Source organism: Pseudomonas sp. BN607, assembly GCF_029871175.1.
Lineage (GTDB): Bacteria > Pseudomonadota > Gammaproteobacteria > Pseudomonadales > Pseudomonadaceae > Aquipseudomonas.
In genome coordinates this window covers 144,325-162,269 of the sequence record NZ_SSOE01000069.1, presented here as the reverse complement: position 1 = coordinate 162,269, position 17,945 = coordinate 144,325, and the positions used below count along the sequence as shown (strand labels likewise).

Genomic DNA, 17,945 nt, shown 5'->3' with positions numbered 1-17,945 from the left:
TCAGCCTGCCGGGGGCGTGAAAATCGCCCCCAGATCATCGCGGCTCTGCGCCATGCCCACGTTCTCATGCAGGCCCTGACGCAGAAACGCTACCAGCTTCGATTGCAAGGCAATGGCCAGGTCGGTTTCCGGGTCACCGCCCGCCACATACGCACCGACGCTGATCAGGTCGCGGCTTTGCGACAGGCGCGACCATAGCTGCTTGAATTTCTGCGCCTGGCGCAAGTGGTCGGCGTCCACCACCTGCGGCATGACCCGGCTGATCGACGCTTCGATATCGATGGCCGGATAATGGCCCTCCTCAGCCAGTCGCCGCGACAGGACGAAGTGGCCGTCGAGCACGCCCCGTGCCGAGTCCGCGATCGGGTCCTGCTGGTCGTCACCTTCCGACAGCACCGTGTAGAACGCCGTGATAGAGCCGCCACCCGGCTCGCCATTACCGGCCCGCTCGACCAGCTTGGGCAGCTTGGCGAACACCGACGGTGGATAACCGCGGGTGGCCGGCGGCTCGCCGATGGCCAAGGCAATTTCCCGCTGGGCCTGGGCGAAACGGGTCAGCGAGTCCATCAGCAACAGCACGTTCTTGCCTTTATCGCGGAAGTACTCGGCAATGCGCGTGCAGTACATGGCGGCGCGCAGGCGCATCAGCGGCGCATCATCGGCGGGCGATGCGACCACCACCGAGCGCTTGAGCCCCTCCTCACCCAGGATGTGCTCGATGAACTCCTTCACTTCCCGGCCCCGCTCACCAATCAGGCCGACCACGATGATCTCGGCTTCAGTAAAGCGCGTCATCATGCCCAGCAGCACCGACTTACCCACGCCGGTACCGGCGAACAGGCCCAGGCGCTGGCCTCGGCCGACAGTGAGCAGGCCGTTGATGCTGCGAATACCCACATCCAGCGGCTTGCTGATAGGGTCGCGGTTGAGCGGGTTGATCACCGGGCCGTCCATCGGCACCCAATCCTCGGCCTTCATTCCGCCCTTGCCGTCCAGCGCTCGGCCAGCACCGTCGAGCACCCGGCCGAGCATGCCCATGCCCATGGGCAGGCGGCCACCGTCGTCCAGGGGTACCACGCGGGCGCCCGGGGCGATGCCGACAATGCTGCCAACCGGCATGAGGAACACCTTGGGGCCGGCAAAGCCCATGACTTCGGCTTCGACCTGCACCGGGTGGTAACTGTCGTCATTGATGACCAGGCAGCGGCTGCCGACAGCGGCGCGCAGGCCTTCGGCCTCCAGGGTAAGGCCGACCATGCGCAACAGGCGGCCCTCCACGATGGGCCGCGCTGGCAACTCGATGGCCTCGGCGTAGCTACCCAGGCGCTTGCCGAAACTGGTGCGGTCAAGGCGCATCAGGGTTGTCCATGGCAGGCTCGACCGGGGCGTCCAGGTTTACCGACATGTCGGGAGCCGCCGGGTGCAGTGAATGGTCGTGCAACTGGTCGAACAGCTGTGCCACGGCCTTTTCGATACGGGTTTCCATGGTCGCGTCAATGCGGCTGTGGGCTGTTTCGATGCGGCAGCCCCCCGGCAGCAGCGCGCTGTCTTCCAGCAGCCGCCAGTTTTCCTCGTGGCGTTCGCGCAGGGCCTTGGCCAGCTCGAAATCCTGCGGGTGGAGGTGGATGCGGATATTGTCCGCCCCCATCGGCAGCAGCTTAAGCGCCTCGCGCAGCACCTGGGTGATCTGGCTGGAATCGCTGCGCAGTTCACGGCCGATGACCTGGCGGGTCATGTGCGCCACCAGGTGGACGACGGTTTTCTCGATCTGGGTGTCCTGCTCGGCGATCGGGTCCATCAGGTTGGTCATCAGCCGCTCGAGGCTGGACAGCTTGGCCTTCAGGGCCTCTTCGGCCTCCTGGCGGACCTTGAGCTGGGTGCTGTGGAAGCCCTCGCGTTCACCGGTGGCGAAACCCTCGTTGTAGGCTTCCTGACGAATGGCTTCGAGCTCTTCCAAGGTCAGCGGCTGGACTTCTTCCAGCGGCACTTCCTCTACTTCTTCCGCGATGACCTCAGGCTCCGGTTCCGGCTCGGGCTCTGGCTCCGGGTCGAAGCTGGGCAGCGTCCACACATCCACGCCCTCGAGGTCGCGGGCGCGGATCAGGTCGCTGGGGTGATGTTCTTTGGTGGACATGTTTTCAGGTACTCAATCCATGTTCAGCCAATGCACACTCGCTCAAAAAGATTGAACTGGCGCGCACGCTGTGGGAGCAGGCTTGCTCGCGAACACGGGCAACGCCCGTGCGATCCACCGCAGCGCCTGCTTCGCGGGCAAGCCCGCTCCCACAGGGTCAACGGCGGGCTTGCCGCCGCTATAAGATCAGATCATTTCCTCGGCGCCCTTGCCGCCGAGCACAATCTCGCCGGCTTCGGCCATGCGCCGGGCGATGGTGAGGATTTCCTTCTGCGCCGTCTCGACATCGCTGACCCGCACTGGCCCCTTGGCCTCCAGGTCGTCGCGCAGCAGCTCCGAGGCCCGCTTGGACATGTTCTTGAAGATCTTGTCCTTGACCCGCTCGTCGGCGCCCTTGAGCGACACCACCAGCACGTCGGACGACACTTCGCGCAACAGCGCCTGAATGCCACGGTCGTCGACGTCGGCCAGGTTGTTGAAGACAAACATCAGGTCTTCGATCTGCTCCGACAGGTCGCTGTCGATTTCGCGGATCGCGTCCATCAGTGCGCCTTCCACCGAGCTGTCGAGGAAGTTCATGATGTCGGCCGCCCGCTTGATGCCACCCAGGGTAGTGCGCGCTGCGTTGGAGTTGCCCGAGAACTGCTTCTCGAGGATCTGGTTCAGCTCTTTCAATGCAGCCGGCTGCACCGTGTTCAGCGATGAAACACGCAGGACGATGTCCAGGCGGACCTTGTGGTCGAAGTTGCTCAGCACTTCACCGGCCTGGTCCGGGTCGAGGTAGGCGACCACGATGGCCTGGATCTGTGGGTGCTCGTAGCGGATCACGTCGGCCACGGCGCGCGGCTCCATCCACTTCAGGCTGTCCAGGCCGCTGGTGTTGCCACCCAGCAGGATACGGTCGACCAGGCCGTTGGCCTTGTCCTCGCCCAAGGCCTGGTTGAGCATTTTGCGGATATACGCGTCGGAACCCACGCCCAGACTGGTCTGATCACCGACGATCTCGACGAACTCGCTCATCACCTGCTCGACCTGGTCACGGTGCACATTGCCCATCTGCGCCATGGCCACACCGACCCGCTGCACTTCCTTGGGGCCCATGTGGCGCAGTACCTGGGCCGCATCGGTCTCGCCCAGCGACAGCAAGAGGATCGCCGCTTTGTCGACGCGGCTCAGCTTGGCGGTAACGGCTCGGTTATCACTCATCGGCGTTGATCCACTCTTTCACGACCTGGGCAACGCGGCCCGGGTCTTCGGCCACCAGGCCTTTGATTGCGTTGAGCTGTGCCTCGTAACCCTCGGTCGGGCTAGGCAGCAGAATGCTTGTCGGGCCACCCAGGCTGACGCGGTCGTTGGCAAGTTCGCCATCCAGACCCATCATGCCGCCCAGCTCCATGTCGCTATCCGAGGCAGCCTGCTTGCCGCCCCCTGTGATGTTGTTCAGCACCGGCCGCAGTACACCGAACACCAGCACCAGGATGAACACCACGCCCAGCACCTGCTTGACGATGTCCCAGAACCACGGCTGCTGGTAGAAGGCGATCTCGGCAATTTCCTCGCCCCGGTCGACGGCGAACGGCACGTTGATCACCGTCACGCTGTCGCCGCGGCTGGCATCGAAGCCGACGGCGTCCTGCACCAGGCGGGTGAAGCGCGCCAGGTCTTCGGCGCCCCACGGTGCCCGGGTGGTGTCGCCGCTAGCCGGGTCGATCTTGACCTGGTCGTCCACCACTACCGCCACCGACAGGCGGGTCATGCGCCCTTGCTGCTGGCGGGTGTGGCTGATGGAGCGGTCCAGCTCGAAGTTCTTGGTGCTTTGCTGACGTTTATCTGACGGATACGGCGCAAGCATCGGCTGGCCGGTGGCCGGGTCCATGATCTGCTGGCCGTTGGCATCCACCAGCGGTTGGCCAGGCTGAATGGCCGCAGCCGGGGTGGCGGCGCCACCAGTGGTCTGCGGTGCCGAGGCAGCGCCGGGCGGCTGGTTGCTCAATGCGCCGGGCACGCCCTGCGGGCCCTGGCTGCTGGCACGCTGCTCATCAACCGACTGCTCGCTGCGCAGTGCCGGCTGGTCCGGGTTGAACTGTTCGGCGGTGGACTCGACCGCGCTGAAGTCGAGCTCGGCGGACACTTCGGCCTTGTAGCGGTCATTGCCCAGCACCGGCTGCAGGATGTTGCGCACACGCTGGGTGAGCATGCTTTCCATGCGTCGGCTGTAGTCGTACTGCTTGCCGGCCTCGGTCAAGGCAGAATCCTGCAACTGCTCGGACAGCAGGTTGCCCTTCTGATCGACCACGGTGACCTGGGACTTGTCCAGTTCCGGCACGCTGGTGGCGACCAGGTTGACGATGGCCATTACCTGACCGGCTTCCAGGGCGCGCCCTGGGTACAGCTCGACCAGTACCGAGGCGCTTGGCTTGCGTTCATCCCGCACGAACACCGAGCTTTTCGGAATGGCCAGGTGCACACGTGCGGCCTTGACGTTGTTCAGGCTGGACACTGTGCGCGCCAGCTCGCCTTCCAGGCTGCGGCGGTAACGGGTGGCTTCCATGAACTGGCTAGTGCCCAGGCCCTGCTCCTTGTCGAGCAGTTCAAAGCCGACATTGCCGTCGCTGGGCGCCACCCCGGCGGCGGCCAGTTTCAGGCGCGCACGGGAGAGGTCGTCGGCCTTGACCAGCAGGGCGCCAGAATTGGGCTCTACATTGTAGGGAATGTCGGCAGCGGCCAGGGTGTCCATGACCTGCTTGGTGTCCATGCCCGACAAGCTGCCGTACAGCGGACGATAATCGGGTTGTTGCGACCACAGCACCACGGCAAAGCCGATCGCCACGCTGGCCGCCAGTCCGACCATGAGGCCGATCTGCCGCAGCATGGGCATCCGCGCGATGTTTTCCAGAAACGCCATGCCGAACAGCGGCGGCTTGGCCGCTGGCGTACCAGCCTTGGCGGGGGCGTTTTCGACGACTGCTTCAGCCATGGTTTACGTCCGCCCTCAAACCGGCATCTGCATGATGTCCTGGTACGCCTGGACCAGCTTGTTGCGTACCTGGGTCATGGCCTGCATCGACACGCTGGCCTTTTGCGAAGCGATCATCACGTCGGTCAGGTCGACGCCGCTCTTGCCGATTTCAAAGGCGTTGGCCAGCTGGGTCGAGGCCTGCTGGGTTTCATGCACCTTGCCAATGGCCTGGCCGAGCATGTCGGCAAAGGTACTTTGCCCCGGCGCCAGTTCGGGCGCCGCGGTAACCTTTGGCAACGACATGGCATCGGCCTGCATGGCCCGCATGTCCAACATCAGACGATTGAATTCAACACCTTGGCTCATGACCCTTCTCTCTCCTGCGGCCGCATTTTTTTGACACGCCTGCGGCGGATAGCCTACGTAAAGCAACAAAGGTGCCAGCCTTGGCAACTAAAGCGTGTGCCCAGGTGTTGGCCACAAAGGATGCAGCGCCTGTGAGATCGAGCGCTGAAGATGCCATGCCGAGCACCTGGCAACCCTGATGCCATAGCCAAAAACCCTGGAATCTCCCCAAGGAACCGCGCTGCAGCGGAGTGCGCTGTTCCTCAGCCGAACAGGCTGGCCTCGACGTCGAACCCGGCATCACGCATCTGCGCCAGCTTGTAACGCAAGGTGCGCGGGCTGATACCCAGGCGCTCCGCTGCCTCCTTGCGGCGGCCCCGCTCGGCGCGCAGGGTGTCGATGATCATCTGGTACTCGTGGCGACGCATGTCATCGCCCAGCCCACCCACTTCGGCGGCCACTTCAGGTGATGGCTCGGTGCCAGCTGACAATGGAATGGCACCCGCCAGACAAAAATCCGCCGCCTCGATCACCCCGCCCTGCTGCAGGATCAGCGCCCGCTGCAGGGCGTTGTCCAACTCGCGAACGTTGCCCGGCCAGGCATAGGCTTGCAGGCAGGCCCGCGCCTGCGGCGACAGGCGCACCGGGGCGTGCCTCATCTTGGCCACGTGTCGCGCCAGCAAGCGCTCGGCCAGTTGCAGAATGTCGCCCGGGCGCTCACGCAACGGTTGCCAGGCCAAGGGGAACACCGACAGGCGGTAGTACAGGTCTTCACGAAAACGGCCGGCCGCCACCTCACCCGCCAGGTCACGGTTGGTGGTCGCCAGCACGCGGATATCCAGGCTGATCGGCTTGCGCCCACCTACCCGCTCCACTTCGCGCTCCTGCAGCACACGCAGGAGCTTGGCCTGCAAGGCCATGGGCATTTCCGAGATTTCGTCCAGCAGCAAGGTCCCGCCCTCGGCCTGCTCGAACTTGCCAGCCTGGGCAGCGATGGCGCCGGTGAACGCGCCCTTCTCGTGGCCGAACAGGGTGGCTTCGAGCATGTTGTCGGGGATCGCCGCGCAGTTGATCGCCACGAATGGCTGCGCTGCCCGTGGCGATTGCTGATGAATGTACCGCGCCAGCACTTCCTTCCCGGTACCGGACTCCCCGGAAATCAGCACGGTCGAATCACTGCGCGCCACCCGCGCGGCCAGCTCCAGCAACTGTCGGCTGGCCGGCTCGCAGGCTACCGGGCCCTCTTCACCCGTCACCCGCCCGGCGGCATGCCGCTCGACGAGGCTGAGCAGCGCCTTGGGCTCGAACGGCTTGACCAGGTAATCGGCAGCGCCCTGGCGCATGGCCTCGACCGCACGCTCGACGGCGGCGTGCGCGGTCATCAACAGCACTGGCAGCTGTGGTCGCTGGCGGCGCAACTGGCTGAGCAACTGGTGCCCGTCCATACCGGGCATGTTCACATCACTGACCACCAGGCTGAAGGTGTCATCCTGCACCGCCTCCAGCGCTTCTTCGGCGGAGCCAACGGCCCGGTAGGCAAAGCCGCCGATTTCCAGGGTGTCGCCCAGCGCCTGGCGCAGTACCCGGTCGTCCTCGACCAACAGCACATTGATTGCCATTACGCGTCCTCCGCCAGTTGCCCATCGATCAGCGGCAGCTCCACCCGTACACAAGTGCCTCGACCCACTTTCGAACGCAGGCTGACCACGCCTTGGTGCGCACGCACCACAGCCTGGACCACGGCCAGACCCAGGCCGGTGCCCGTGGCCTTGGTGGTCAGGAACGGCTCGCCCAGCCGCGCCAACAACTCGGCGTCGATACCGCTACCAGCATCACTCACGCACAGGTGCAAGGTGCGCTCGCGGCGGAACAGGTGCACTTTCAAGCGCGCCGAGCCATCGCTGGCTTGCAGGGCATTCTCGATCAGGTTGAGCAAGGCGCCGACCAGGGTGTCGCGGTTGCACAGCAGTTCACCCAGATGGCTGTCGCACTGCCAGCGCACGGCATGCCCTTGCACATGAGCCTGCGCAGCCTGCTGCAGGGCCTGGAACAAGGCTTTTGGGGTAACTCGGTCACCCAGTGGCAACTCACCACGGGCGAACACCAGCATGTCACGCACCTGGTGCTCCAGTTCGTGCAGACGCTCCTTCAGGGTGCCAGCGAAGCGTTGGCGGGTTTCTGCGCTCAGTGGTTGTTCGCTGTCGGCCAGGTGGCTGGCGTAGAGCATGGCGGCCGACAACGGTGTACGGATCTGATGCGCCAGCGAAGCGACCATGCGGCCCAATGACGACAGGCGCTCGTGGCGCGCCAGCTGGTCCTGCAGGCGACGGGTTTCAGTCAGGTCGTTGAGCAGCACCAGTTGGCCGGGTTCGGCATCCAGCGAACGGGTGGCGATCGACAGGCGGCGACCATCGCGCAGCGAGACCTCATGACCGTCATCCTTGCGCGGCGCAAAGCTGCGGGCAATCACCAGGCGCCAAAGCTCACCGATCAGCGGCTCGCCGAGCAGTTCGCAGGCAGCCGGGTTGGCTTCGCGCACGAGGCCTTGGCCATCGATCACAATCACGCCGCCAGGCAACAGGTCCAGCAGGTTTTGCAGGCGGTTGGCCAGTCGCTCCTTTTCGCTGAGTTCGTCGATGCGCTGGGCGCTGACCACGGCCAACTCGCCCTTGAGTTCACTGACCCGGGCTTCAAGCAGGCTGTAGGACTGGCTCAGTTGGCTGGACACCTGGTTGAACAGGGCGAAGGCGTGCTCGATACCCTGACGGCTGTCCTGCTCGACCGGGGTATGCCCCTGCTGATCGGGGGCTCGGGATAGGTGGGCGACCTGGGGCATCGTGCTCTCTCGCGTGGCTGACCGTCATAAAAACGGTGTGATGCCAGCGGTGTAGCAATAGACGTGCCGGAGATAGGGATTTGGGTTGGATGTGGGATTGGGTCAGGGCGGAGAAGGGTTCGCCGTGCGTTTTGTTGCGCCTGGGAGATCGCGCGCCGCGCGGGCGGCGCTCGATCCCCGCCCAAACGCAAATCCCCAGGCGAACACCCCGCCCAAACATCAATCCTCCGCCTGCTCCTCACCGCCTTGGCGGCTCATGCCGTACTTGCGCATTTTCTCCACCAGGGTGGTACGGCGAATACGCAAACGTTCAGCCGCGCGCGCAACAATACCATTGGCATCATCCAGCGCCTGCTGGATCAGCCCCTGCTCCAGGCTACCCAAGTAGTCCTTAAGATCGAGGCCTTCCGGTGGCAGCATGGCATGGCTGCTGAAGTCGGGCGCGTGACCGTTGATCGCCACCCGCTCCTCCAGGTCGCTGCGCAGGCTGTCCACCATCTGCTCGTCTTCGTCATCGACGTAGCGGAATTTCTTCGGCAGCTCGGACACACCGATCACCCCGTACGGGTGCATGATCGCCATGCGTTCGACCAGGTTGGCCAGCTCGCGCACATTGCCCGGCCAGCCGTGGCGGCACAGGGACATGATCGACGCCGAGTTGAAGCGGATGGAGCCGCGCTTCTCGTGCTCCATGCGCGAGATGAGCTCGTTCATCAGCAGCGGAATATCTTCTACCCGCTCACGCAGTGGCGCCATCTCGATGGGGAACACGTTCAGGCGGTAGTACAGGTCTTCGCGGAAGGTGCCGTCCTCGATCATGGTCTCGAGGTTCTTGTGGGTCGCCGCAATGATGCGCACGTCGATGCTCTGGGTCTTGTTGCTACCGACGCGCTCGAAAGTGCGCTCCTGCAGCACGCGCAGCAGCTTGACCTGCATCGGCAACGGCATGTCGCCAATTTCGTCGAGGAACAGGGTGCCGCCGTTGGCCAGCTCGAAACGCCCGGCACGGCTGGTGATCGCCCCGGTAAAGGCGCCTTTCTCATGGCCGAACAGTTCGCTTTCCAGCAGCTCGGCCGGGATTGCACCGCAGTTGACCGGCACGAACGGCGCTTCACGGCGCTTGGAGTGGTAGTGCAGGTTACGCGCCACCACTTCCTTGCCGGTGCCCGATTCACCCAGGATCAGCACGCTGGCGTCGGTATCGGCCACCTGCTGCATCATCTGCCGCACATGCTGGATGGCCCGGCTGGTGCCGACCAGGCTGCGGAACAGGTTGGGCTCGCGCTGGCGACCGCGCTCACGCGCCTGGTCGTACATTTCGCGGTAAACCTGGGCACGGTGCAGCGAATCCAGCAGTTGGCTGTAGCTTGGCGGCATTTCCAGATTGGAGAGCACCCGGCGGCGAAGGTCTTCCGGCAGTTCGGCAGAAGAAATTTCACCTAAAAGCAGAACCGGAAGGAACTCATCCCAGGTAGCCACTGTCTTAAGCAGCCCAAGAAGGTTGCCCGGAGCATTTACGGTGCCGATGAGCACGCACAGCACTTCGCGGCTCGAGGACAATGGCTCGACCGCCTGCTGCCAGTCATTGCTGGCACATGCGAGGTTTTCTTCGCCGAGGAAGTTCAGCACCACCGCAAGGTCGCGGCGGCGCGCGCTGTCGTCATCGATCAGCAGAATCTTGGTTTCACGCCACATGCAATAGCAACTTCCCTAGTCATATCGGCGCCCTGCAGGGGCGTGCTCGACATCATTCCGACTGAATGGTCAGTGTTCGGACGTCTGAAATTCGAAAACAGCCACTAGTAAAGTCAAAAAGGCTCATGTAGTCAAATTTATGGCGCACATAAATTTACAAATGAGCTGCCGACTGACAGTGATGGTATACCATGACAGCGGCTTGAGCTTAGCGCGACAGGCGAATTCTCTCACGAAATTGAGGCACCTGCCGCCCCGATACCCCGGCAGCGGACACCGCTCACAAAAAAAACCGACCGAACGGTGACGCAGATCAATTCAGTCGAGCTCGCTCAACCGGAGAGCTCGATGCACTCAAGCACCGGGGCTAGAAAAGAGATTGTAGATCTTGGCCTGGCTGGCTGACTTCCGGAACTCGGATACTTCCCTGGCGATTGCCTGGCGGGCCTGACTGGCATCCGCAACCAGTGAGCGGTAAATTTCCAACAGCGCTTCCAGATCTGCTTGCACCTGCGCACGGTCTAGACTTGGCTCGCTCAACACGGCCTCGACACATGCCCGGCACTCGATATCCAGCACGCTTACGGCCTCCCAGTCTTCCCTGGCCAACGCATCAGCCAACGCAACGCGAGAAGCGTTAACGCGCTGCGAAACCGAGATCGCACCCTCAGCCCCCACCTGCGCGGAGGCACCTGAGACCTGGGTATCTGCGCCCCCGTCATTCTGACTCATGACACCTCCGCTGCCTGCTGAGCGATACCATCCCAACCGATCTTCAGCTCTAGCAGTACCCTGGTCACCTCATCCAGAATCCGGGGGTCGCTGGAGCGATTTGCCTCAACCAGACGACGCATCATGAAATCATAGAGGCGCGCATAATCCATCGCCAACTGCCCACCCTGCTGGAAATCAAGGCTTTCGCGCAGCCCGGCGACGATCCCCATGGCCTTGGTAATCAGCTTGGCTTTTTCCAGGTGCTCCCCCCGCTCCATGCTTCCACGCGCCTGAGCGATACGGCTCAAGCCGCCTTCCATCAGCAACTGGATCAACCGATGTGGCGAAGCGCCGTGGATTTCCGACTGGGTGTTCACATTCTGGTATTGCCGAAGCGCGGCCATACGGTTCATTACGCTGCCCCTATCAAATATTTTTGGCGATGATCGCCATTGAAAAGTGTATCGGCCCAAGGGCGCCGTTCTTTAACCCCAGGGCCGCAGCGACCTACGAATCCTCAGAGCTGGCGTTGTTCAACGCGTTCAAGGTCGTCATCACGCTACTGCTCGTCGATTTGAGCTGTGCGATCAACGTATCCATCGCGTTGTACTTGGAGTACATCGTCGCTTCGTATTTAGTGATACGGCGATCAAGTGCGGTCTGCTGCTCAGCCAGATCAGACAGCGTGTCGTTCAACGTGTCAGTGCGCTTGTCCAGCAAACCGTCATCAGCAACGTACAGATCCAGCGCCGAGGACATACGGGTCAGCAGGCCACCCGACCCCGTGAAGAATCCCTCCACCGAGGCAGCGTTTGTTTCCAGCGCAGCGTCGAGCTTGTCCTCATCGACGGCTAGAGTTCCGTCGTTCTGGGTCGAAACGCCCAGCTGCGACAGCAACTTGATCGTTCCGCCATCGGTTGAGCTGCTGATCAACTGATTGCGCAGGCCGCTTACAATATTACGGACCGACGAGTCACTGGTCAGCGCCGCAGCCGAGGTTGTCGCATTACCATCGTCATCCGTGGTGGAGGTCACCTTGGTCAACGATTTGATCGACGCCATCAGGGTGTTGTAGGCATCCACGAAGGTGTTGATGGACTCCTTCAAACCGTCGGTGTTGGTATCGACCGTGATCGTGGCTTTTGTATCATCTTCCAGCAAGGTGAACTCGACGCCACTGATTGCCGTCGTGATCTCGTTGGTGGCACTTTTCATCGACAGACCGTCGATGGTGTAGACCGCATCAGCAGCAGGGGCGACAACAAAACCGCCGACATCGTCAGAGGCCTGGGTACCTGAACCATCGATCGTCAGCGCCTTCAACGCATCGGTGCTGGAGGTAATACTGATGTCAGTGCCTTCACCTGTTTTGGTGGAGCTCAGCACCAGTCGCTGGCCTTCCGAGTCGGAAATGATGTTGGCCGTGATACCGCTGGATTTCAGCTGGGTGTTGATGCTGTCCCGAATATCCGACAGCGAGGCCCCAGCGGCCACCTTGATGGTGGTTGCGGCGCCAGACCCCTGCTTGACGCTTAGGGTCCCAGCCTCGAACGTAGTGCCGGTATCGATGTAACGCGTGGCAACCTTCGAGCTGGTGGCGATCGAAGTCGTCTTGATAACGTAAGTACCCGTGGCAGCACCGGCACCCACCTTGGCTGTCAACGCCTCTTCATTGGACGATTTGGCGGTCAACCCTGTGAACGAGCTGTTTTCGCTCAAGTCTTCCATGGCGGTCTGGAATTTTGACAGCGCGCTTTTCAGCGTTCCGATAGCCGACAGCGTCGTGCTGGCTGACGTAGTCGCCTTATCGATCTGGCTTTGCTTTGGCGCTTTTTGCGCGCTGACCAAGGCCGATACGATCGTGTCGATGTCGTACCCCGACCCGACTCCATTAATGGAAGTGCCCATTATTCAGACTCCCTTAAAATTTGACGCTCAACGCTGTGCAGCAGCGGATTTCCGACACCTTTGGAAGTAGGCATACAAAATCCGCGCCACGTCCTCAGGCCTCGACGTTCAGCAGCAGCCCATCGGCATCTTTCAGGTTTTGCGCCAGCTTAAGCGCAACCTCCGAAGGAATCTGCCGAATGACCTCACCGGTTTCGCTCGCAATGACTTTGACCACGGTCTGCCCGGAGCCTTCGTCAATGGAAAAATCGAGATTGCGGTGCGAGGCCTGCGCCAGGGAACGAAGCCCTTCTACCGCCTGGTTCAACGCGTCTGCCGAATATGCAGTTGCGTCGCTTTGCGTTGCTGCAGGTGCGCTTGCAGCGGCCTGCCGACCGGCTACGGAGCCGACCGTTGGAGCGCTGGCGGCATTGCCTGCGGCAGCGTTCACATTGAGATTCACGTCCATAGACCACACCTCTCAAGCGAAAAGCAAGAAAGGGCGCGATGCGCCCCTTCTCAACTATCGGCCGTCAGGCCAACCTTATTGCAGCAGCTTCAGTACGGCGGAAGGCAGCTGGTTGGCCTGGGCCAGTACTGCAGTGGCCGCGGACTGCAGGGTTTGCTGCTTGGTCATCTCGGCGGTTTCTGCCGCGAAGTCCACGTCCTGAATGGTCGACAGTGCCGCGGTGGCGCTTTCGGCAACGTTCTGCAGGTTGGTGATGGTGCTGTCCAGACGGTTCTGGATGGCACCCAGAGCGGAACGCTGAGTGTCGATCTGCTTCAGGGCACCGTCGATGACCTGGGTGGCGATCTGAGCGGAAGCTGCATCGGAGATGTTCAGCTTCTGCACGGTCGAAGAACCGGTGCTCGCGGTGGTGATGGCGGCTACGGCGGTAGAACCACCGATTGCGCTTACCGAAGCAATGTCATCACCCGAAGTCAGGATGATACCGGTGCCGGCCGAGTTCATAACAGCAGTTACGCCGCTGATGTTGGTGTTGATGGCGCTAACCACGTCGGACAGCGACGAGTTGGAAGCGATCTCGACGTCCACACCACCAATGGTGAGGGTACCGCCAGCGGTGATAACGTCACCTTTGGCAGCGACAACCGAGTTAACCGACAGGGTGGCCAGCGACGCAGTACCTTTCAGGGCGCTAGCCCCCATGTCGCTCAGGGTGAAGCTGACAGTTTCGTTGGCGTTGGCGCCTACCTGGAAGGTCAGGGTACCGGCGTTGCCAGCAGTACCGTCCAGCAGGTTGATACCCGAAGTACCGCCACCGAAGGTGGTGGTCTTGGAGATACGAGTCAGTTCGGCGGTCAGCGACTTGAACTCTTGGTTCAGTGCACCTTGGTCTTCAGCACTGTTGGAGCCGTTAGCCGACTGCAGGGACAGTTCACGCATACGCTGCAGGATGCTGGTCGACTCTTGCAGAGCACCTTCAGCAGCAGTAGCGATGGAGTTGGCATCCTGGGCGTTCTTGATGGCGACGTTCAAGCCGTTGGTCTGACTAGTCAGGCGGTTGGAAATCTGGGAGCCCGCTGCGTCGTCCTTGGCACTGTTGATACGCAGACCAGTCGACAGACGGGTCATCGAGGTAGTCAGAGAGTCGGACGCTTTGGTCAGGTTCTTTTGAACCGACAGGGAGGCGATGTTGGTGTTGACGGTAAGAGCCATGACAAGATCCTTGCATTTGGGCTAACGGGGTGGAGTTCTAAAGCGGTGTGGTTGCCGTTCAACGCACCCCGCAGAACCTTCACTAGGGTTATCGTCGTCATGGCCAGTGGCTTTAATTTTTTTTTTCGCCTTTCTGCGCCATCCACTCGACAAGGCTGATTTCCCCACTGTCGCCACAGCGTGGCCCTCTTCTTGCTTTACACCAGGATTAGTCAAAACACCGACACCCGCCCAGGATCCCGGAAGCCCATGCAATCAGAATACGCAGCGGTCAAGCGCATCGGCAAAGAGCTGCAGCTCGCTGAGAAGAAGCAAGATTTCACAGCGCAGATTCGACTCTATCAACAGTTGTTGCACATCACGCCGAATCTGGCCGAAGGTCATGCCCAACTGGCCCATCTCTATTTCGAGCAGGGCAACGAGGCGGATGCGGCACCTCACGTTAAGCAGGCGTTGCAGCAGGCACCGAGTGAGGGAGTGGATAAAACCCTCTTCCCACACCTGTATGAAAGTGCCCAGTTCAAGGCAGATGTGGCACTGGCACGCCGTTGGTATGAGGCCCACCGCACCTTGCGCCGCTTCAAGCTGCTGTATCAGGCACTGGAGAGCAGTGCCAGAACCAGCGAACTGGAGTTGCTGCTGGTCGATGCCCTAGAGCGCTTCACCCATCCGAAGGAGCAATCGCAGACCCTGACGCTGCTGGGCCAGCTCTACTACGGGCAAGCAAAATTCCACGATGCGGTAGGCTGTTATCAACTTGGGCTGGAGATGACACCCGACAACACCACGCAACTGCTCAATCTTGCGGTGACCCTTGAACAGCTAGGCAGATACGCCGAGTCTCTGCCCTACTACAAGCGCCTGCTGGCCCTTGAGCCTGAACATGCCTCAGCGCACAACAACATCGCAATCAACCTGCTCAAACTCGGCGAGTTCGAAGCCGGATGGGAGTACTACGAATGGCGCTGGCCAGCCGTGCAGCCCGAGCACTACCATGAGTTCGCCATCCCGCGCTGGACAGGCGAACCATTGAACGGCAAGACGCTGCTGGCCTGGGCCGAACAGGGTATTGGCGATCACATTATGTTCGCCAGCATGCTCAGCGAGCTGCACCAGGTGGCCGAGCACCTGCACTACGAGATCTATGCCAGGCTCGACACACTGTTCAAACGCAGCTTCCCCAACATCAACTTTGTGCGCCGGGAACAACAGGGTGAACAGGACCTGGCGGGCAAGAAGATATTCCAGCAAAGCTGGCCGAAGAGCGATTACCAGATTCCGATCGGCAGCTTGCCATCCATCTTCCGCAAGTCGCTGGACAGCTTCCCCCGACAGCAGAGCTACCTGAAAGCAGACCCTCAAGAGACACAAATGCTTCGGGATGACTATCGCAAGCTGTTCCCCGGCAAGCGCCTGATTGGGGTTTCGTGGCGCGGCGGGAAAACGCTGTTCACTGAGATGCAAAGCCGATTGATTGCATTCAAACATCTGGCCCAATTGGCTGCATGCACGGATGTGCAACTGATTGACCTGCAGTACGACACCTGCGCATCCGAACGCGAGGAGGCAGCACGACACGGTGTCCCGTTACACCATGATCCTCGCATCGACGCCCGCCTTGACATGGACAAGCAAGCCTCGCAGATCAGCGCATTGGATGCCGTGGTGAGTATCGACAACACCACCGTCCACTTAGCTGGCGCCCTCGGCGTGCGCACCTTCGTCTTGCTCCCCACCAACCCGAGCTGGCGCTGGGGCATCAAGCCGGGTCGCAGCTACTGGTACCCCAGCGTGGAGATGATTCGTAACCGTGAATTGCTGGACTGGGAAGCGGCCATCGCCGAAGTGGTACGAATGCTCAAGGCTGAGCACATCATCGCCTGACGATCGGCGATTAAACGGCCCCCGCCTACGGGGGCCGCTTACTACCTGTCAGTCCAGACGTTTGAAGACGCAGAACCCGCGGTTGATCACACCGTCGTCCTGCAGCCTGCCCTTGTAGAGCAGGAAAAAGCCTTGCTCGTAGAACGCAGCCATATTGGTAAAGAATTGGGCATCGTTGCGCACCAGATCGTTGCTCTCGATCACCACGATACCGCCAGGCTCCAGCATGTCCTTCAGGTCAGCCACATAGCTAGCCATAGGCTTACCGATCCACACGTGTACGGCAAACGAGAAAATCAGGTCGAACTTGCCTGGGTTACTGTTACGGTAGTCTTCAAACGAAGCGGTCAGGAACTCGCAATTATCCGCGGCGTGATAGCTCGCCAGGCGCTGACCGATCTGCACCAGCGATTCATTGATGTCGAACCCGACATAGCTGCCGACACTTTTTGATACTTCGATCCCGAAACAACCAATGTTGCAACCAATATCAAGCACCCGGGCCTGCGGGCTCAGCCAGCGACTGAGGGCATACTTTTCGACACGATGAAGTGTCGGCCGCTGCCCCGGCATGCTCCAGCCTTCATGCCCCTGATAGAGCTCCCGCTTACGACCAAATTGCTGAGCTTGGGCAAAGAAGATCGCATAGACCTCAAGCAAACACGCCAGCCATTTATCATCTTTTACTGGCACGCCCGGTGTAGCGAAGTAGCACAATACCTTGGCACCATCGCCGACAGCGAGCGTTTCGCGCACAGCGTACTCGGCAAATACTTCGATCACATCAGCACTGTTGGGCGTCACCGCTCGACGGAACAATACGGGTACATGCTTACCCTGATAGTGTACATAACCGGTGTAATACCAGTACCCGACCCGCGCCTTTGGGATGTGCTCGTAACCTTGTGGATACACCACTTCCGCGCCCGCCTCATAGAACGCAGGTGCGACAGCCTGAGCAACATCATCGAAGTCGAACTGCAGCGAAAGATTCAGCGTGCCCGGTTCAATGCGCGACCAACCACAATGCGCCAATATACCGTCGACGCGTTCTGGATTAAGTTCCAGCAGTTCACGCTCGCCAGGTGGGCCTTCGGCCGACTTACTGGAACGAGAGAACACCACGGCACTACCGCAATAATATTCACTGCCCGCACTGCGCTTGTTCAGCAGCATTTCCAACTGCGCACTCACAGCACTGATATCGCCTTTGGGTTGATAAGCCGACAGGCTACCAATCCAGTGGTAAGCCTCGTCCAGATCACCGGCATACAGGGCCAGAGTCGCCAGAGAACGGCGAGCGGGAGCATGGCGCGGCTCAAAAGCAACAGTGGTCAAGAAGCAGTCACGAGCCGCAGCATGCTCACCACGACGGTTCAGCAATTGCCCCCAGAAGAAATTGGCCGCCATGTCCTGCGGCGCACCCTCCCAGGCCTCTCGCAGATAAGGCTCGGCCAGGAAGTCATGCCCTTGCTGAAGAAGCGCCGAACCCAGCGCAACCTTCACCGCCAAATCGTCAGGCTGCTGATCAGCCAATACGCGGTATTGTGCAATCGCTTCATCGACGTAGCCGTCACCATGCATCTTTTGCGCATGGGCGAAGCTCGCCTCATAAGCGGACGATGGATTCCCAGTCATTTAAAACCTCGGCAAGAATGGCTGAAGCGAGGATACTTGGCCCTCGCATGCATGTGCTTAACTGTTCGCATCTCTACTGAAAGACGCATTGTTGACAGCTAACCCGTTATTGCAAAAAGAGGGCCAAACCAAGCTGAGCGCAATAAAGAAGTGCCGCCTACAGGCAAGTTAC

15 protein-coding genes are annotated in these 17,945 nt (G+C 61.1%); 1 reads left to right on the top strand and 14 read right to left on the bottom strand.

The features are described from left to right. The 13 genes from fliI to E8E68_RS26595 all read right to left on the bottom strand — a co-directional run bounded on the left by fliI (position 1) and on the right by E8E68_RS26595 (position 14,251). Positions 1–1,356 carry a flagellar protein export ATPase FliI gene (fliI, locus tag E8E68_RS26655; RefSeq protein ID WP_266028907.1) on the bottom strand — a complete coding sequence of 452 codons (1,356 nt, stop codon included), beginning with the start codon at positions 1,354–1,356 and terminating at the stop codon, positions 1–3. Continuing rightward, positions 1,346–2,134: a flagellar assembly protein FliH gene (gene fliH / locus E8E68_RS26650; protein ID WP_280346252.1), complete on the bottom strand. Its 789-nt coding sequence runs from the start codon at positions 2,132–2,134 to the stop codon at positions 1,346–1,348. Before fliH ends, fliI begins: the two co-directional genes overlap by 11 nt. Before the next feature lie 186 nt (positions 2,135–2,320). Then, on the bottom strand, positions 2,321–3,340 hold the full coding sequence (gene fliG, locus E8E68_RS26645; protein WP_013973604.1) for a flagellar motor switch protein FliG: 1,020 nt from the start codon (positions 3,338–3,340) through the stop codon (positions 2,321–2,323). After that, a complete protein-coding gene (fliF, locus tag E8E68_RS26640) occupies positions 3,333–5,111 on the bottom strand; it encodes a flagellar basal-body MS-ring/collar protein FliF (RefSeq protein ID WP_280346250.1) in 1,779 nt (592 codons plus the stop codon). Before fliF ends, fliG begins: the two co-directional genes overlap by 8 nt. A 15-nt stretch (positions 5,112–5,126) precedes the next feature. Further along, the gene (fliE, locus tag E8E68_RS26635) at positions 5,127–5,459 is read right to left on the bottom strand and encodes a flagellar hook-basal body complex protein FliE (RefSeq protein ID WP_003254438.1); all 333 of its coding nucleotides are present in this window, start codon (positions 5,457–5,459) and stop codon (positions 5,127–5,129) included. Positions 5,460–5,701: 242 nt separating this feature from the next. Further along, positions 5,702–7,057: a sigma-54 dependent transcriptional regulator gene (locus E8E68_RS26630; RefSeq protein WP_280346248.1), complete on the bottom strand. Its 1,356-nt coding sequence runs from the start codon at positions 7,055–7,057 to the stop codon at positions 5,702–5,704. Further along, positions 7,057–8,274 carry an ATP-binding protein gene (locus tag E8E68_RS26625; RefSeq protein ID WP_280346246.1) on the bottom strand — a complete coding sequence of 406 codons (1,218 nt, stop codon included), beginning with the start codon at positions 8,272–8,274 and terminating at the stop codon, positions 7,057–7,059. Before E8E68_RS26625 ends, E8E68_RS26630 begins: the two co-directional genes overlap by 1 nt. A 219-nt stretch (positions 8,275–8,493) precedes the next feature. Further along, a complete protein-coding gene (fleQ, locus tag E8E68_RS26620; RefSeq protein WP_110743612.1) occupies positions 8,494–9,969 on the bottom strand; it encodes a transcriptional regulator FleQ in 1,476 nt (491 codons plus the stop codon). Between the two features lie 354 nt (positions 9,970–10,323). Continuing rightward, on the bottom strand, positions 10,324–10,701 hold the full coding sequence (locus E8E68_RS26615; protein ID WP_266028902.1) for a flagellar protein FliT: 378 nt from the start codon (positions 10,699–10,701) through the stop codon (positions 10,324–10,326). After that, positions 10,698–11,096 (bottom strand): flagellar export chaperone FliS, encoded by a 399-nt coding sequence (gene fliS, locus E8E68_RS26610; RefSeq protein ID WP_266028901.1) that lies wholly within the window; start codon positions 11,094–11,096, stop codon positions 10,698–10,700. Before fliS ends, E8E68_RS26615 begins: the two co-directional genes overlap by 4 nt. Positions 11,097–11,190: 94 nt before the next feature. Further along, on the bottom strand, positions 11,191–12,591 hold the full coding sequence (gene fliD, locus E8E68_RS26605) for a flagellar filament capping protein FliD (protein ID WP_280346244.1): 1,401 nt from the start codon (positions 12,589–12,591) through the stop codon (positions 11,191–11,193). A 94-nt stretch (positions 12,592–12,685) separates the two neighbouring features. After that, a complete protein-coding gene (locus E8E68_RS26600) occupies positions 12,686–13,039 on the bottom strand; it encodes a flagellar protein FlaG (protein ID WP_266028899.1) in 354 nt (117 codons plus the stop codon). Positions 13,040–13,114: 75 nt separating this feature from the next. Beyond that, positions 13,115–14,251, bottom strand: a complete 1,137-nt coding sequence (locus E8E68_RS26595; protein ID WP_266028898.1) for a flagellin — start codon at positions 14,249–14,251, stop codon at positions 13,115–13,117. A gap of 180 nt (positions 14,252–14,431) precedes the next feature. On the opposite strand from E8E68_RS26595, the gene E8E68_RS26590 reads away from it, so the two are divergent. Beyond that, complete coding sequence (locus tag E8E68_RS26590; protein ID WP_280346240.1) at positions 14,432–16,135, top strand: tetratricopeptide repeat protein; 1,704 nt, start codon at positions 14,432–14,434, stop codon at positions 16,133–16,135. A gap of 48 nt (positions 16,136–16,183) precedes the next feature. On the opposite strand, the gene E8E68_RS26585 is transcribed toward E8E68_RS26590, so the two are convergent. After that, positions 16,184–17,773: a class I SAM-dependent methyltransferase gene (locus E8E68_RS26585; protein WP_280346238.1), complete on the bottom strand. Its 1,590-nt coding sequence runs from the start codon at positions 17,771–17,773 to the stop codon at positions 16,184–16,186. Between the last annotated feature and the right edge of the window lie 172 nt (positions 17,774–17,945).

Bases quoted from the DNA above. Each gene is read 5' to 3' on its own strand.
- E8E68_RS26630 (WP_280346248.1), bottom strand. From the start codon at position 7,057: ATGGCAATCAATGTGCTGTTGGTCGAGGACGACCGGGTACTGCGCCAG.
- E8E68_RS26625 (WP_280346246.1), bottom strand. From the start codon at position 8,274: ATGCCCCAGGTCGCCCACCTATCCCGAGCCCCCGATCAGCAGGGGCAT.
- fleQ (WP_110743612.1), bottom strand. From the start codon at position 9,969: ATGTGGCGTGAAACCAAGATTCTGCTGATCGATGACGACAGCGCGCGC.
- E8E68_RS26585 (WP_280346238.1), bottom strand. From the start codon at position 17,773: ATGACTGGGAATCCATCGTCCGCTTATGAGGCGAGCTTCGCCCATGCG.
- fliH (WP_280346252.1), bottom strand. From the start codon at position 2,134: ATGTCCACCAAAGAACATCACCCCAGCGACCTGATCCGCGCCCGCGAC.
- fliE (WP_003254438.1), bottom strand. From the start codon at position 5,459: ATGAGCCAAGGTGTTGAATTCAATCGTCTGATGTTGGACATGCGGGCC.
- fliD (WP_280346244.1), bottom strand. From the start codon at position 12,591: ATGGGCACTTCCATTAATGGAGTCGGGTCGGGGTACGACATCGACACG.
- fliS (WP_266028901.1), bottom strand. From the start codon at position 11,096: ATGAACCGTATGGCCGCGCTTCGGCAATACCAGAATGTGAACACCCAG.
- fliG (WP_013973604.1), bottom strand. From the start codon at position 3,340: ATGAGTGATAACCGAGCCGTTACCGCCAAGCTGAGCCGCGTCGACAAA.
- E8E68_RS26600 (WP_266028899.1), bottom strand. From the start codon at position 13,039: ATGGACGTGAATCTCAATGTGAACGCTGCCGCAGGCAATGCCGCCAGC.
- fliF (WP_280346250.1), bottom strand. From the start codon at position 5,111: ATGGCTGAAGCAGTCGTCGAAAACGCCCCCGCCAAGGCTGGTACGCCA.
- E8E68_RS26595 (WP_266028898.1), bottom strand. From the start codon at position 14,251: ATGGCTCTTACCGTCAACACCAACATCGCCTCCCTGTCGGTTCAAAAG.
- fliI (WP_266028907.1), bottom strand. From the start codon at position 1,356: ATGCGCCTTGACCGCACCAGTTTCGGCAAGCGCCTGGGTAGCTACGCC.
- E8E68_RS26615 (WP_266028902.1), bottom strand. From the start codon at position 10,701: ATGAGTCAGAATGACGGGGGCGCAGATACCCAGGTCTCAGGTGCCTCC.